Origin of the sequence: Rhodococcus aetherivorans, from assembly GCF_025722975.1 — a bacterium.
Taxonomy (GTDB): Bacteria; Actinomycetota; Actinomycetes; order Mycobacteriales; family Mycobacteriaceae; genus Rhodococcus; species Rhodococcus aetherivorans.
The window spans coordinates 4,319,013-4,332,730 of record NZ_CP106982.1 but is presented as its reverse complement, the minus strand read 5'-3'; the positions used below and the strand labels follow the sequence as shown (position 1 = coordinate 4,332,730).

General features: G+C 69.2%; 14 protein-coding genes. 10 read left to right on the top strand and 4 right to left on the bottom strand.

The annotated features are described in order from the left end of the window. Window positions 1–176: 176 nt before the first annotated feature. Both OCS65_RS19620 and OCS65_RS19615 read left to right on the top strand, forming a co-directional pair. Window positions 177–974 carry an IclR family transcriptional regulator gene (locus OCS65_RS19620; protein WP_256997141.1) on the top strand — a complete coding sequence of 266 codons (798 nt, stop codon included), beginning with the start codon at window positions 177–179 and terminating at the stop codon, window positions 972–974. A 73-nt stretch (window positions 975–1,047) separates the two neighbouring features. Then, window positions 1,048–1,626, top strand: coding sequence for a TetR/AcrR family transcriptional regulator (locus OCS65_RS19615; protein WP_263507456.1), 579 nt, complete (start codon window positions 1,048–1,050; stop codon window positions 1,624–1,626). 22 nt (window positions 1,627–1,648) lie between these two features. Here OCS65_RS19615 and OCS65_RS19610 read toward each other — a convergent pair whose 3' ends face one another. Then, entirely contained in the window at window positions 1,649–3,301 is a 1,653-nt protein-coding gene (locus OCS65_RS19610; RefSeq protein ID WP_263507455.1) for a helix-turn-helix domain-containing protein, read from the bottom strand. 234 nt (window positions 3,302–3,535) lie between these two features. Here OCS65_RS19610 and OCS65_RS19605 point away from each other — a divergent pair, with 234 nt between their 5' ends. From OCS65_RS19605 to hcaB, 7 genes are all read left to right on the top strand, one after another. Then, on the top strand, window positions 3,536–4,795 hold the full coding sequence (locus OCS65_RS19605) for an NAD(P)/FAD-dependent oxidoreductase (RefSeq protein WP_263507454.1): 1,260 nt from the start codon (window positions 3,536–3,538) through the stop codon (window positions 4,793–4,795). 137 nt (window positions 4,796–4,932) lie between these two features. Then, window positions 4,933–5,790, top strand: a complete 858-nt coding sequence (locus OCS65_RS19600) for an alpha/beta fold hydrolase (protein WP_065923506.1) — start codon at window positions 4,933–4,935, stop codon at window positions 5,788–5,790. 22 nt (window positions 5,791–5,812) lie between these two features. Next, window positions 5,813–6,715: a VOC family protein gene (locus OCS65_RS19595; protein ID WP_263507453.1), complete on the top strand. Its 903-nt coding sequence runs from the start codon at window positions 5,813–5,815 to the stop codon at window positions 6,713–6,715. Next, on the top strand, window positions 6,708–8,039 hold the full coding sequence (locus tag OCS65_RS19590; protein ID WP_263507452.1) for an aromatic ring-hydroxylating oxygenase subunit alpha: 1,332 nt from the start codon (window positions 6,708–6,710) through the stop codon (window positions 8,037–8,039). Before OCS65_RS19595 ends, OCS65_RS19590 begins: the two co-directional genes overlap by 8 nt. After that, the gene (locus OCS65_RS19585) at window positions 8,036–8,596 is read left to right on the top strand and encodes an aromatic-ring-hydroxylating dioxygenase subunit beta (RefSeq protein ID WP_006933066.1); all 561 of its coding nucleotides are present in this window, start codon (window positions 8,036–8,038) and stop codon (window positions 8,594–8,596) included. The genes OCS65_RS19590 and OCS65_RS19585 overlap by 4 nt, the downstream gene beginning before the upstream one ends. An 11-nt stretch (window positions 8,597–8,607) precedes the next feature. After that, the gene (locus OCS65_RS19580; RefSeq protein WP_006933065.1) at window positions 8,608–8,982 is read left to right on the top strand and encodes a bifunctional 3-phenylpropionate/cinnamic acid dioxygenase ferredoxin subunit; all 375 of its coding nucleotides are present in this window, start codon (window positions 8,608–8,610) and stop codon (window positions 8,980–8,982) included. Beyond that, window positions 8,969–9,766, top strand: coding sequence for a 3-(cis-5,6-dihydroxycyclohexa-1,3-dien-1-yl)propanoate dehydrogenase (gene hcaB, locus OCS65_RS19575; RefSeq protein ID WP_263507451.1), 798 nt, complete (start codon window positions 8,969–8,971; stop codon window positions 9,764–9,766). The genes OCS65_RS19580 and hcaB overlap by 14 nt, the downstream gene beginning before the upstream one ends. A 68-nt stretch (window positions 9,767–9,834) precedes the next feature. On the opposite strand, the gene dmpG is transcribed toward hcaB, so the two are convergent. From dmpG to OCS65_RS19560, 3 genes are read right to left on the bottom strand one after another with little or no spacing between them, the layout of a single operon-like run. Further along, window positions 9,835–10,860, bottom strand: a complete 1,026-nt coding sequence (dmpG, locus tag OCS65_RS19570; protein ID WP_050034942.1) for a 4-hydroxy-2-oxovalerate aldolase — start codon at window positions 10,858–10,860, stop codon at window positions 9,835–9,837. After that, complete coding sequence (locus OCS65_RS19565) at window positions 10,857–11,834, bottom strand: acetaldehyde dehydrogenase (acetylating) (protein WP_263507450.1); 978 nt, start codon at window positions 11,832–11,834, stop codon at window positions 10,857–10,859. The genes dmpG and OCS65_RS19565 overlap by 4 nt, the downstream gene beginning before the upstream one ends. Then, on the bottom strand, window positions 11,831–12,658 hold the full coding sequence (locus tag OCS65_RS19560; protein ID WP_263507449.1) for a 2-keto-4-pentenoate hydratase: 828 nt from the start codon (window positions 12,656–12,658) through the stop codon (window positions 11,831–11,833). Before OCS65_RS19560 ends, OCS65_RS19565 begins: the two co-directional genes overlap by 4 nt. Before the next feature lie 171 nt (window positions 12,659–12,829). Between OCS65_RS19560 and OCS65_RS19555 the strand changes: the two genes are divergently transcribed. Beyond that, on the top strand, window positions 12,830–13,612 hold the full coding sequence (locus OCS65_RS19555) for an IclR family transcriptional regulator (protein WP_231385879.1): 783 nt from the start codon (window positions 12,830–12,832) through the stop codon (window positions 13,610–13,612). Window positions 13,613–13,718: the final 106 nt, after the last annotated feature.

The window sequence follows — 13,718 nt, the reverse complement described above, 5'->3', positions numbered from 1 at the left end:
CAATGGATGACTCGTCCAGCGATCGGGCCGGGTGTTGTGGGCATCGACTCGAGGCGGTGGGCACGTGGACGCGGCCCCGAGGGGCGCAGGCGGTGCGGCGGGCGTGATTCGTTGACAGGGTGCCGGTCGGTGGATAGCCTCATTGGAACGATCGTTCTAGCCAGCTTGGAGGCGTTATGGCAGGAGATCCTCGTCCCGGACTGGAATGCCGCAGTGTTTCGGCGCCGGACGATCGTGCGGCTACCGCATCGTTGCTCGGGCGGGCATTCGAGATCCTGGGTGTATTCACTCAGTCCCGACGGTCCATGACACTGAGCGAACTCGCGCGCGGAAGCGGGTTGCCCAAGTCCACGACGCACCGTCTCCTCGCGATGCTGCAGGAGGTGGGCGCCGTCGAGCGTATCGACGACCGGTATCAGGTGGGACTGCGGTTGTTCTCGGTGGGACTCTGCTCCGCCGAGCTCGAACTCCGTGACGCTGCGCTGCCGTTCCTCGAACGAATCCACCGGGCCACCAGGCAGACCGTGAACCTTGCAGTCCTGCGCGGAAACGACGTGGTCTATCTGGCGAAGATGACCGGTAGTGCAACGTCGACCCCGGCCTCGGTGGGTGGCAGGCTGCCGGCTCATGCCACGGCGGTCGGCAAGGCTCTGCTCGCACACACACCCCTCGGCCCCGCGCCGTCGCGATCTCGCGTCCTCGTCCCGCGCACACCCAGCACGATCGTGCGTCCGGACGACCTGCACACGTGTCTCGAGCGCGTCCGCATCTCCGGGTACGCGCTCGATCGCGAGGAATCTGCGAAAGGCCTGGCGTGCGTAGGGGTTCCCGTCCTGGTGGGCGACGACGCGGTCGCGGCGATCTCCGTGGCGTTTCCGAGCGGGTACGGCACCGGAGAGCAACTCGTCTCGCCGTTGCGGGAGGCGTCGGCCGCGATCGGCCGGTCGCTCGGGGCGCGTTACGTATCTGTCTAGACGAGTCGAGGAGGTGGGGACCGGATCCATGGCCGGCGCGGAGGCAATTTCACAGAACAGTCGCGATCACCTGATGAACGTCGCGGAGGAGTTGATGGCGGCTCAGGGCTACCACCGGACCTCCATCGCGGACATCCGGCGTGCATCGGGGCTTCCCGTCGGATCGATCTATCACCACTTCAAGAGCAAGTCCGGCCTGCTCGCCGCGGTGATCGAGCGGGGAAGCCGGAGGTTCTTCGCCAATCTTCCTCGGGCGGTGAATATTTCCGGATCCACCGAGGAGGCGATGCGCGCGTATTGGTCGGCTGCGGCCGCAACCATCGCCGAACACATCTCGTACTTCCAGCTCGAGGCGGACATCGTCTGGCACGGGGCGGCCGACCCGGAACTCGCCGCTGTGGTGGCGAAGGCCACCGGCTATGCCCGCGACCAGCTGGTGGACGTCATCGAGCCGTTCGCGCGGGAGGCCGGTGTGGTGGACCCGCGCGCGCTCGCGGTCGAACTCGCTCTGACCAGCGTGACCTTCGTGCGCGGCGCCGTCATCGAATCCGGGGGGGACGCGGCGTACCTCGAACGCAAGATCGGCGCCCTCTACCGGATGTTGCGCGCCGACATCGTCGCCCAGGGCGCCGGCCGCGGCGCCGGCCCGTAGGAGCACGGTCGCGCGGCCCGCGTCAGCGGCCGTCCCGGCGTCCCACGACGGTGCTCAACCGCAGCGCCAGCAGCAGGAAGAAGCGAGCATCCGGGTCGTCGAGATCGACGCGGAGCAGCTTGCAGACGCGTTCGATGCGGTAGCGCAACGTGTTGACGTGAACGTGCAGTGCACGGGCCGTTTCGGCCGCTCGCCGGTCCTTCTCCAGATACGTCTGCAGCGTGTGCAGCAGATCGGAGCCGTCGCGGGTGTCGGCGCGCAGCACCGGAGCCAACGATTCCTCCGCCGCGGCCGCCAGTGCGTCGACCCCGCCGACGTGCGCGAAGAGGCGGTACATTCCGAGAGACTCGACGGAGACGACGGCGCGTTCGCGTCGTCCGTGGACACCGACGCGCAGCGCGAAGCGGGCCTCGCGCACGGCCGCGGGATAGTCCTCGGCCCGGCGACAGACCGGACCGATGCCGGCGCCGAGCATGTGTGGGCGGCACTCCTCGACGATCGCAGCGAGGTGCGTTGCGAGGACGGTCGATTCCGCGTCGCCGCGCACGGGCCACAGCACGAACGCGTCGCCCTCGAACGTGGTCAGCTGCGCGCCGGGAACCCGAGACCGCACCCGCCGGCCCAGGGTGTCGAGCAGTGCCCGATCCACGTGCCGGTCACCTCCCACGGCGACGACCGCCCGAGGGACGCCGAGATCGAGCCCGACCAGCAGAGCCCGATGCCACAGCCGGCGCAGCTCGTCCTTCGACCCGTCCAGCAGGCTCCGCACCAAGTGATCGGTGAGGCGGATCTCGGTTTCGAGGGCGGCACGGTGCCGCGCGAGGTCCATCCCGACGAGAGCCGCCAGCACGCGCACCGAGTCGTCCCCGGTGGCGGCGGCCCCGCGCAGGGTCAGCGTTGCGTTGTCCGTTCCGGGGACGCGGAACTCCCGCACGCACCCCGTCGTGCGGCTTCGGTCGACGGTCGGGTTGCCCGGCCGCGGCGGGCGGCCGTTCGGCCCCTCGAGGTGCACCGATGCGCCCCACGCGTCGCCTGCGAGTTCGAGACAGTGGTCGAGACCGGCACCGGAGAGCATCGATTCGGCCGTGGCCAGATACAGCTCCCGCTCGGCGCGGGACCGCTCGCGGTCGTCCTCGAGCGTCCGCATGTCCTGCGCGGCGCGTGCTCGTTCCGCAGCCCGCTCGCGCAGCTCCCCGGCCATCGACGCGAGACCGGCCAGCGCGCGCAGCTCCTCCGACTCGACGGGGCGGCGTGCGCGTGACACCACATACAGCACCGAGTCGACGTGCGCGGCCCCGCTCACGGGCACCGCCGCCGCCGAGACCAGTCCCTCTCGTTCCAGCAGCTGCCGCATCCGGGGGATCGCCCGGGGGTCCGCGCTGTAGTCGGGTGTCGATGCCGGTCCGCCGCTGCGCAGCACTTCGCCTCCGAGCCCCCGGTCGGGCGGTATGTGGCTCAGGGCATGGACTTCGGGCTGACTCAGACCCGACCCGGCCACCATGTGGAGGCCGTCCTCGCGGGCGTCCATCCAGAACGCCGCGTCGGCACGCGCGGTGGCGCGCGCCGAGGTGAGTGCCGCGCGCACCACGTCGTCGGCACTGTCGGCCGCGACGATGTCGCGAAGAGCAGTCAGGATGTCGGTGTACTGAGCGCGCCCGGATCGTTCGGCAGGCATGGCGGTGAGCATACGCTCGACCACGGCCGTGCTCCGGCGGATTCGCCGTGCCGATTCGGGTCCGCAGATGAGAGAAACGCTGGGCCGCATCACACTTCACAGGACCGTCCCGGTCGGAGTTCCGGCGCACGGAACAGTCGATGGACGGCGGTGTCCACGCGAACCTACTGTGATCCGTACAACATGCCTGCGGAGTGGGGCACCTCCCAACCGCTCCGTGAAGGAGATGGCACCTTGACCCGTAACAAGCACCACGTCGTCGTCGGCGCCGGCGCCGCCGGCCTGGCCGCGGCGTCGGCGATGAGAGACAACGGATTCGCCGGTCGAATCACCGTCGTCGACGCCGACCCTCACACACCCTACGAACGCCCGCCACTGTCGAAGGAGTACCTCTCCGACCGCAGGCTGCGGGAGATAGTGGCCGAGACGGAGTACCGGCGCCTGGACATCGAGTTGCGCCTCGGTGTCGGGGTGTGCCGGCTTCGACCGTCGGACCGGCGCATCGACACATCCGACGGGGAAGAGCTTGTCGCGGACCGGGTGCTGCTCACCACCGGCGTGGCGGCACGGCGGTTGGACGTTCCCGGGGCCGCCCTCGGAAACATCCTCACGCTGCGGGATGCGGCCGACGCCGCGGCCTTGTCCGCCCGGCTGAGGGCGGGTGGGCCGCTCGTCGTTGTGGGTGGAGGGTTCGTCGGCCTCGAGGTCGCTGCGGCCGCGGTGGACCGCGGAATCGACGTCACCGTCGTCGAACTCGGCGAGCTCCCCCTTCTGGCGGCCGTCGGCCCGGAGATCGCCCGGCGCATCTGCCGGCTGCACACGGAACGGGGGGTGCGCATCCTGACGCGCCGCACGGTCGACGCGTTCGCGGGCTCGCGCGCAGTGGAGTCGGTGCGGCTGTCGACCGGCGAACGTCTCGACGCGGCCACCGTCGTCGTCGGGTGCGGTGTCGTCCCCAACGACGGTCTCGCGAGACAGGCGGGAGTAGCCTGCGCCGACGGCATCACCGTCGACGACCTGGGCCGCAGCAGCGACCCCTGGATCTGGGCGGCCGGAGACATCGCCGCGCACGTCAACCCGCACCTCGGTCACCGGGGTCGGATCGAGCACTGGGACGTGGCCCGCCGGCACGGTGCGGCCGTCGGAGCGTCGATGGCGGGGAACGCGACCGTCAACCGCGAAATCCCCTACTTCTGGTCGCACCAGTACCAGCACACGCTGCAGATGTACGGGCGCGGGCGGCCCGGCGACCGCGTGATTGTCCGTGACTCGACCACCGAACCCGGATTCGTGGCCTTCTGGGTGCGCGACGGGCGTGTTGCCGCCGCAGCCGCCCTGGACGAGCCGCGCGATGTCCGATCGGCAAAAATCCTGGCGGAAAACAGGATCGAAGTTCCGGACGAGACTCTGCGGTTCGCCGGTACCGACCTGCGCAGGCTGGTCCGCCAACTGAGGAGCCCGGACACCCGGCGCGACGTCGATGTGACCGGGTGATCCCGAAACAGACGCGACCCGAATCTATTCCATAACCGGATTCGCCCGGGCCGGGCGTTTCAGGTGCCCCGTGGCGTGGTCCCGCTAGCCCCGGCCCGGGGTGAAATCTGGCACACCCGGACGTAGAGAGGATGACGATGACGACAACAATGGAGACTTCGGACGTCGAAGCCGGCGGTTTCCGCATCCGGCTCAACAGAGCCGGCCCGCGCACCGGGGAGACGATTCTGTTCCTGCACGGATCGGGGCCCGGTGCCACCGGGTTGTCGAACTATGCCGCGACCGTTTCCGCCTTCGCGGACGACTACGACTGTCTTGTGATCGACCAGGTGGGCTGGGGCGACTCGAGTCACCCGGCCGAGCTCCCCCCGAGCGGACGTGTGCGGCAGCTCGTACTGAGCAACCTGGCGCTGGTCGACGCCCTCGGCCTCGACAGCGTGCACCTCGTGGGGAACTCGCTGGGTGGGGTCGTCGCCCTGAACATGCTGACCGTCGCCCCGGACCGGATCGGGAAGGTCATCGGAATGGGGGCCGGTGGCGGCGGCAACCCCGCCCCGACCGGGGAATTGCTCAAGCTCATCGAGTTCTACAACGACCCCACGCTCGAGAGCATGAAGCAGCTGATTTCGTACATGCTCCACGATCCGGACCTGTTCGGCGACGAGATCGACTCGATCGCCCGGGACCGGCTCGAGACGGCGCTGCGTCCGGACGTGCGTCGATCCCATCTCCTCACCTTCGGGCTTCCGCAATCCGGTCCCGGGCTTCCGGGCCTACGTGTCCCGGAGACATCGCTGCGGCGGATCCGCAATGACGTCCTGCTGGTCCACGGCCGCGAGGACTCGGTGGTCCCCGCCGAGAGCAGCGAATGGCTCGCCCGGCGAATCCCCAACGCGCGCCTGCATGTCATGCCGCACTGCGGTCATTGGGCGCAGATCGAACAGGCCGATCGGTTCGTCCAGCTCAGCACGCTGTTCCTGCGCGGCCGGATCTGAGATGTCAACGAAAGGAAATCCCGTGAGCACTGTGAAGGCTCTTGCATACCTGCGTGTGCGCGGCCCCGTCGACGAGTGGAGGGAGTTCGGCACCCGCATCGTCGGAGCCCAACTCGTGCCGTCCGACGACCCCACCGAGGCCCGCTTCCGGTTCGACGAGCGTGAGTACCGGCTGACGGTCGAGGACGGTCCCCCCGGGGCGGACGCCCTGCTCGCCCTCGGGTTCGAGACGCGGACCAGCGAGGACCTCGACGCGCTCGCCCGCCGCCTGGTCGCGAACTCGGTCCCGGTCTCGGAGGATGCCGATCTGGCGCGTGCACGGCATGTGCAGCGGCTCATCGCCTTCGATGACCCCGACGGCAACCCGATCGAGGTCGTGTACGGTCATCCGCACGACCACACCCCGTTCGTGTCGCCGCGGGGAATCGACTTCGTCACCGGCGATCTCGGCCTCGGGCATGTGTTCCTCTTCGCATCCGACGCGCAGCGATCCGCCGAGTTCTACCAGTCGATGCTGGGCTTCCGCCCCAGCGACACCATCGCCTTCGGCCCGACCAATGCAGTCTTCTTGCACTGCAATCCGCGTCACCACACGGTGGCGCTCGCCGCCATCCCGGGCTTCGAACCGGGGATCGGCCATGTGATGCTCGAGCTCAGCCGCCTCGACTCCGTCGGCCGTGCACTCGATCTGGCGATGGAGACGCCAGGACAGGTCGTCCGCGCCCTCGGGGAACACACCAACGACGAGATGACCTCGTTCTATCTGTCCACACCGTCCGGGTTCGCGATCGAGTACGGATGGAACGGCAGACTCGTGGACGACGACTCGTGGACTGTCGGCCACTACCGGTCGGCCAGCACGTGGGGCCATCAGGTCCTTGCCGACGTCCCCAGCGCCGTGGCAGTGGGGGCCGACGATGAGTGACATCCATGCGCTGGTCGACCCCGCTCACGGCCTACTCAACCCCACCATCTACACCGACCCGGGCATCTACGAACTGGAGCTCGAGCGGGTGTTCGGCCGGACCTGGCTCTTCCTCGCGCACGACAGTCAGTTGCCGAAGCCCGGGTCGTTCGTCCAGACGTACATGGGTGAGGATCCGGTTCTGGTCGTGCGCCAGCGAGACGGCTCGGTGAAGGCGTTCCTCAATCAGTGCCGGCATCGGGGAATGCGGATCTGCCGATCGGACGAGGGCACGAGTCGCGCGTTCACGTGCACCTACCACGGCTGGTCGTACGACCTCGAGGGCAACCTCATCAACGTGCCGCAGCAGCAACGCGGATACCGTGACCGGATCGACAAATCCTCCTGGGGCGCCACGAAGGTCCCCCGCATCGCGAGCTACCGGGGGTTCCACTTCGGCACCTGGTCGGACGAGGTCCCGGACTTCGTCGAGTATCTGGGCGAGATGGCGTACTACTTCGACGCGACCATCGATCGATGGGACAACGGCATCGAGTTCGTCAAGGGCGCCGCGAAGTGGGTCATCGACTGCAACTGGAAGCTGCCGGCGGAGCAGTTCGCCAGCGACATGTACCACGCCGCGATCTCGCATTCGTCGGCGATGCTGGCCCTGCACGAGGATCCGGCCTTCCACGGTCTGCTCAACCCACCGCCCGACGCACCGGGCCGGCAGTTCGCCGGCGACGGCCACGGATCCGGGAGCTTCTGGCTCCCCGAATTCGGTCCCGACCTGCACGCAGGCCCCGAGTACAGCGCCTGGCAGACCGCACATCGCGACGAAGTCCTCCGGCGGATCGGCGCCGACCGCGCCGTCAAGGTCTCAGGGCACAATCTGATCTTCCCGAACTTCTCCTGGCTCGGACCCGTGAACACGATGCGCGTGTGGCATCCGCGCGGTCCCGGACAGATCGAAGTGTGGGCATGGACGTTCGTACCGAAGGATGCCTCGCCGGAGGCCAAGGCGGGAATGCGGCGGGGCACCCAGCGCTCCTTCAGCCCGGCCGGGGTCTTCGAGACCGATGACGGCGAGAACTGGACCGAGGTGCAGCAAGTGCTGCGAGGCTGGAAGTCGCGCAGCACCGAGTTCAACGTCCAGATGGGGATGGGATTCGAGGAACGCGACAGTCACGGTCTTCCCGGCCTGTCCAACGATGTCTACAGCGAAACCGCCGCCCGCGGGTTCTACCAGCGGTGGCTGGATCTCGTCGACGGCCTGCCGTGGGACGAAATCCTCCGCCGAGCCGACGAGGCCAAGCGCTCCGAACACGCAGGAGAGAACCGATGACCACCGACACCCGCAGCGCCGACGGGCTGCCCGCGGCCGTCCAGCGCGCCGACGTGCATCTGCAGCACGCGGTCGAACAGTTCCTGTATGCCGAGGCGGAACACCTCGACAACCACCGCTACCACGAATGGCTCGAGTTCTTCGGGGAGGACGTGCACTACTGGGCGCCCACCCGCATGACCCGCACGTTCCGGGAACGCGACGCCGAGATCTCCGGCCCGGACGAGGGCGCGTTCATCGACGACGACTTCCCCTTCCTGCGGGGCAGGGTCCGACGGCTGACCTCGGGCCTGTCGTGGTCGGAGGAGCCCCCGTCGCGCACCCGGCGGTTGCTGACCAATGTCCGTGTCGCGCACCGCGAGGACGGCGATCTCGACGTGGTGTGCAACTTCTGGGTCTACCGCAGCCGGCTCGAGCGGCACCAGGACTGGTTCGTCGGTGAGCGCTTCGATGTGCTGCGCCACCACACCGGCACCCTGCCCTTCAAGATCCGCGAGCGCCGGATCGTCCTCGAGCAGACCACGATCCTCGCCCCCAGCATCAGCATCTTCCTGTGAGGTATCCGACGATGACGGCTGAATCATCCAGTGAGAACACGCGGTGGGTTCGTGTCTGCGCGGTCGGCGACCTCGACGACGACGACGCGGTGCGGCTCGACTCGCGTCCGCCGGTGTCGGTGTTCAGGTCGAACGGGGAGTACTTCTGCGTCGACGACACGTGTACGCACGAGACGTACTCCCTCGCCGACGGATGGATCGAGAACTGCGTCGTGGAATGCCCGCTCCACATGGCGAAGTTCTGCCTCCGAACCGGCCGGCCCCTGAATCCGCCCGCGACGACCGCGGTCGGCACGCACCCGGTCCGTATCGAGGGCGGCGACATCCACGTCGGACTTCCCGACTCGTACGAACTGAAGGAAGGAGCCCGTAGTGGGACGGCTTGACGGAAAGTCGATTCTCGTGACCGGCGGCGGATCCGGGCTCGGCCACGCCCTGGTGAGACGGTTCGTCGAGAACGGCGGTCGCGTGACCGTGCTCGACAGGTCGGAGCCGAAGCTGACCGCACTGCGCGAGGCGTTCGGGACCAGCGTGCGCACCCTGACGGGCGACGTCACCTCGTTCGCCGACAACAAGCAAGCAGCCGATCTCGCCGTGCGCGAGTTCGGTGCTCTCGACACCTTCGTCGGCAACGCCGGAGTCTGGGACTTCGGTCGTTCGCTGCTCGACGCGTCGCCGGAAGAACTGGGTACCGGGTTCGACGAATTGTTCGCCGTCAACGTGAAGGGCTATCTGCTCGGTGCGAAGGCCGCAGCGCCGCACCTGAAGTCCTCCCGCGGCAGCATGATCTTCACCCTGTCCAACGCGGCCTTCTTCCCGGGCGGCGGTGGCCCGCTGTACGTCTCGTCCAAGCATGCCGGCGTGGGACTCGTGCGCCAGCTGGCGTACGAACTTGCCCCGGAGGTTCGGGTCAATGCGGTCGCTCCCGGCGGCATGGCCACCGACCTACGCGGGCCCGGCGCGATGGGGCTCGCCGACCGCTCGGTGGCCGAGGCCATTCCGATCCGGCAGATGGTGCGCGACAACGGAGCTCTGCAGATCGAGGTGGAACCCGACGATTACGTGGGCGCCTACCTCTATCTCGCGTGCCGTGACGACTCCGCGACCGTGACGGGAACGGTGGTGGACGTCAGCAGCTGGGGAACACCCAAGAGGACCGACGCCGTCTGACGGCGCAGCGACCGGGGCGGGTCTGTCGTTCGCGACAGACCCGCCCCGGCGTGTATGCGGATCCCGGGTCACGCCGGGCTGCCGGCACGTTCCCCCAGCAGGTCGAGGGCGATGTCGACGATCATGTCCTCCTGCCCGCCGACGAGCGCGCGCCGCCCGACCTCGAGCAGGAGGGTGCGCACGTCGATGCCGTAACGCTCCGACGCAGCCTCCGCGTGGCGGAGGAACGAGGAGTACACGCCGGCGTAGCCGAGGGTGAGGGTCTCGCGGTCCACCCGGACCGGCCGATCCTGAAGCGGCCGGACCAGGTCGTCGGCCGCGTCCTGCAGCGCGAACAGGTCGCTGCCGTGGGTCCAGCCCTGCAGGTCGGCGACGGCGACGAACGCCTCGAGCGGGCAGTTGCCGGCCCCGGCGCCGTGTCCGGCCAGGGAGGCATCGACGCGAGTGACACCTTCCTCGACGGCGACCACGGAGTTCGCCACCGACAACGACAGATTCTCGTGGGCGTGGATACCGATCTCGGTGCCCGGGTCGAGCACGCTCCGGTAGGCCCGAACCCGTTCGCGTACCCCGTCCATGGTCAGACGACCGCCGGAGTCGGTCACGTAGACGCAGTGCGCGCCGTAGGACTCCATCAACTTCGCTTGTCGCGCCAGTTCGGCGGGCGGTGCCATGTGGCTCATCATGAGGAATCCGGAGACGTCCATGCCCAGCTCGCGGGCCGTCGCGATGTGCTGGGCCGAGACGTCCGCCTCGGTGCAGTGCGTGGCCACGCGCACCGAGCGGACCCCGAGCCGGTAGGCGTGCTCGAGTTCGCGGATCGTGCCGATCCCGGGCAGAAGCAGCGTGGTGAGGCGCGCCCGGGACACGTTCGCGGCCGCGGCCTCGATCCACTCCCAGTCGGTGTGGCTGCCCGGTCCGTAGTTGAGGCTGCCCCCGGCCAGGCCGTCGCCGTGGGCGACCTCGATGGCGTCGACACCGGCCGCGTCCAGCGCGGCCACGATACGGCCCACGTCGTCCGGGGTGATGCGGTGCCGAACGGCGTGCATCCCGTCCCGGAGCGTGACGTCCTGGATGAACAGTTCGGTCGTCATCGGGTGGTCTCCAGTTCTGCCGCGCGCGCGGTGTCCGTCTCGGCGGCGGCCTCCGCGAACCGCAGGGCAGCCGAGGTCATGATGTCGAGGTTGCCCGCGTACGCGGGCAGGTAGTGGGCGGCACCCTCGACCTCGAGGAATACCGACACCTGGTGGGTGGGTGTGGCCGGGGCGCCGTCGGCGAGCAGGGTATGCACCGGTTGCCCCTCCGGGACCGGGGTGATCTGCACCTGCTGCTTGAGCCGGTAGCCCGGCACGTAGGCGGCGACGTCGGCGACCATCCGCTCGATCGACTCCCGGACGGCGTCGTGCACGACTGCGCTCGGCTCGGAGATCAGGCAGAACACGGTGTCCCGCATGATCAGCGGCGGCTCGGCAGGGTTCAGGACGATCACCGCCTTACCCCGGGCCGCGCCGCCGACCGACTCGATCGCGTGCGCCGTCGTCTCGGTGAACTCGTCGATGTTCGCGCGGGTGCCGGGTCCGGCGGACTTCGACGCGATGGACGCGACGATCTCGGCGTAGGCGACGGGCGTGACGCGGGAGACCGCCGCCACGACGGGGATGGTTGCCTGCCCACCGCAGGTGACCATGTTGACGTTCGGGGCGTGCCGGTGTGCGTCGAGGTTGACGGCCGGAACGACGAACGGGCCGACCGCTGCGGGCGTGAGGTCGATCAGCCGCTTGCCGTAGGGTTCGAGCGCCCGGGCGTTGGCCCGGTGCGCCTGTGCCGACGTCGCGTCGAACACGAAGCCGATCTCGTCGAAGTTCGGCAGGCCGATCAGGCCCGCCACGCCGTCGGCGGTGGTGGGGACACCCAGCCGGCGGGCGCGGGCCAGGCCGTCCGAGTCGGGGTCGATGCCGACCATGGCGCCCATCTCGAGATTGGTCGAGTTCCGGATCACCTTGATCATCAGGTCGGTGCCGATGTTGCCGGAGCCGATGACGGCCACCTGTGTTCTGCGGGTGCTCATGTGTGGTCCTCCTCGGTGAAGGTCGCGGTTACGGAACCGAGTCCGGTGATGTCCGCGGTGACGGTGGAGCCGGGGTGGACGGGCGCCATCGGCCCGAGGGCCCCGGACAGGACGATCTGCCCGGCGCGGAGCGGTTCACCGAACCGGCGGGCGGTGTCGGCGAGCCACGCCAGGGCCCGCAGCGGGTCGCCCAGGCAGGCCGCGCCGTTCCCGGTGGACACCGCCGCGCCGTCGACGCGCATCGCCATCTCGGTGTCGACCGGTTCGAACTCGTCGAGCCCGCGGCGCCGGGTGCCGAGGACGAACAGCCCGGACGAGGCATTGTCGGCGACCGTGTCCCCGAAGGTGATGTCCCACCCTGCGATCCGGCTGTCGACGATCTCGAGGGCGGCGACGGCGTAGTCGACGCTGTCGCGGATGCGCCGGTCGTCGAGCGGGCCGTCGGCGAGGTCCTGCCCGAGCACGAAGGCGATCTCCGCCTCGACCTTCGGTTGCAGCAGGCGGTGGAAGGGCACGGGTTCGTCCTCGGTGTACTGCATGTCGTCGAACAGGACACCGAAGTCGGGCCGGTCCACGCCGAGTTGCCGCTGGACCGCCGGTGACGTGAGCCCGATCTTGCGACCGACCACACGAGCGCCGGCGGCCGTGCGTGCCGCGTTCAGTTTCGTCTGGACCGCGTAGGCGCGCTCGATATCGGAGCTGCCGATGAGGTCACGCACCGGCGGGCACGGTGAGTGGGTGCGCACCGCGTGGTCGATCCGGACGAAGGCCGCGTGTACAGCCGGATCGTCCGTCGCGGCGCCGCCGGAGGGCGGAGCCGGCATGTGGTCGGTTCCTGGGGAGGGGGTCATGGCGGTCCCGGAAGGTCGAAGGGAATTGGTCTGCCCACTGTCGCCGGGCGAGCCGGCATCCGGCCAGGAAAGTGTTCGACTCAGTGGAACGTACAGTGGCTGGTGACCCGAATCGCCAGGTCACCGGACGAAAGGGGGAATGCGGTGCACACTCCCAGCGACGTGCAGATCGACCCGAACACCGTGCTCGGCAAGGTCGTCACCGTGCTGTATGCGTTCACCGTCGACGACCACGGGCTCAGCCTCGCGGAACTCGGCCGGCGCACCGGCATCCCCAAGGGCACCCTGCACCGGCTGGTCTCCGACCTCGTCAAGGTGCGCCTTCTCGACCGCACCCAGGCCGGCTACCGGCTGAGCGGGCAACTGTTCGAACTCGGAATGCGGGCGTCCACCGAACGCAGCCTGATCGAGGTCGCAACCCCGTTCATGGAGGACCTGTACGAGCGGACGCACGAGACGGTGCACCTCGGCATCCTCGAGGGCACCGAAGTGGTCTACATCTCCAAGATCGGGGGACACCGGCAGGCCCGCTCCCCGTCCCGTCTCGGCGGCCGAATGCCGCTGCACTGCACGGCCATCGGAAAGGCCCTCCTCGCCTACTCCGATCCGGAGATCCTCGAGAGGGTGCTCGCCGAGCCACTCGAACGGCGCACCCCGAAGACGCTGTCCGGGCCCGGACTGCTGCGCGCACAGCTCGAACGCATCGTCGACGAGGGGGTCGCGTACGAACGCGAGGAATCCGCGATGGGCATCACCTGCGTCGCTGCGCCGGTACTCGACCCGGACGACCGGCCGATCGCGGCCCTCAGCGTCACCGGTCCCGTGGCCCGCTTCCATCCCGAGCGGCACGCCACGTCGGTGCGCGCGGCCGCAGCCGGCGTCGCCGCCACCCTCGCGCGCCGCGCGCGGATGTCGGAGCCGGAATGAGACGGTGCCGCACCGTGCCCGGCGGCCGGCCCGGCAGTTCCGGCAGGGAACACCGGACCGTCGCGGAGGCGGACGAATCGGACAGCGCGTGGGGTGTTCGTCGTCT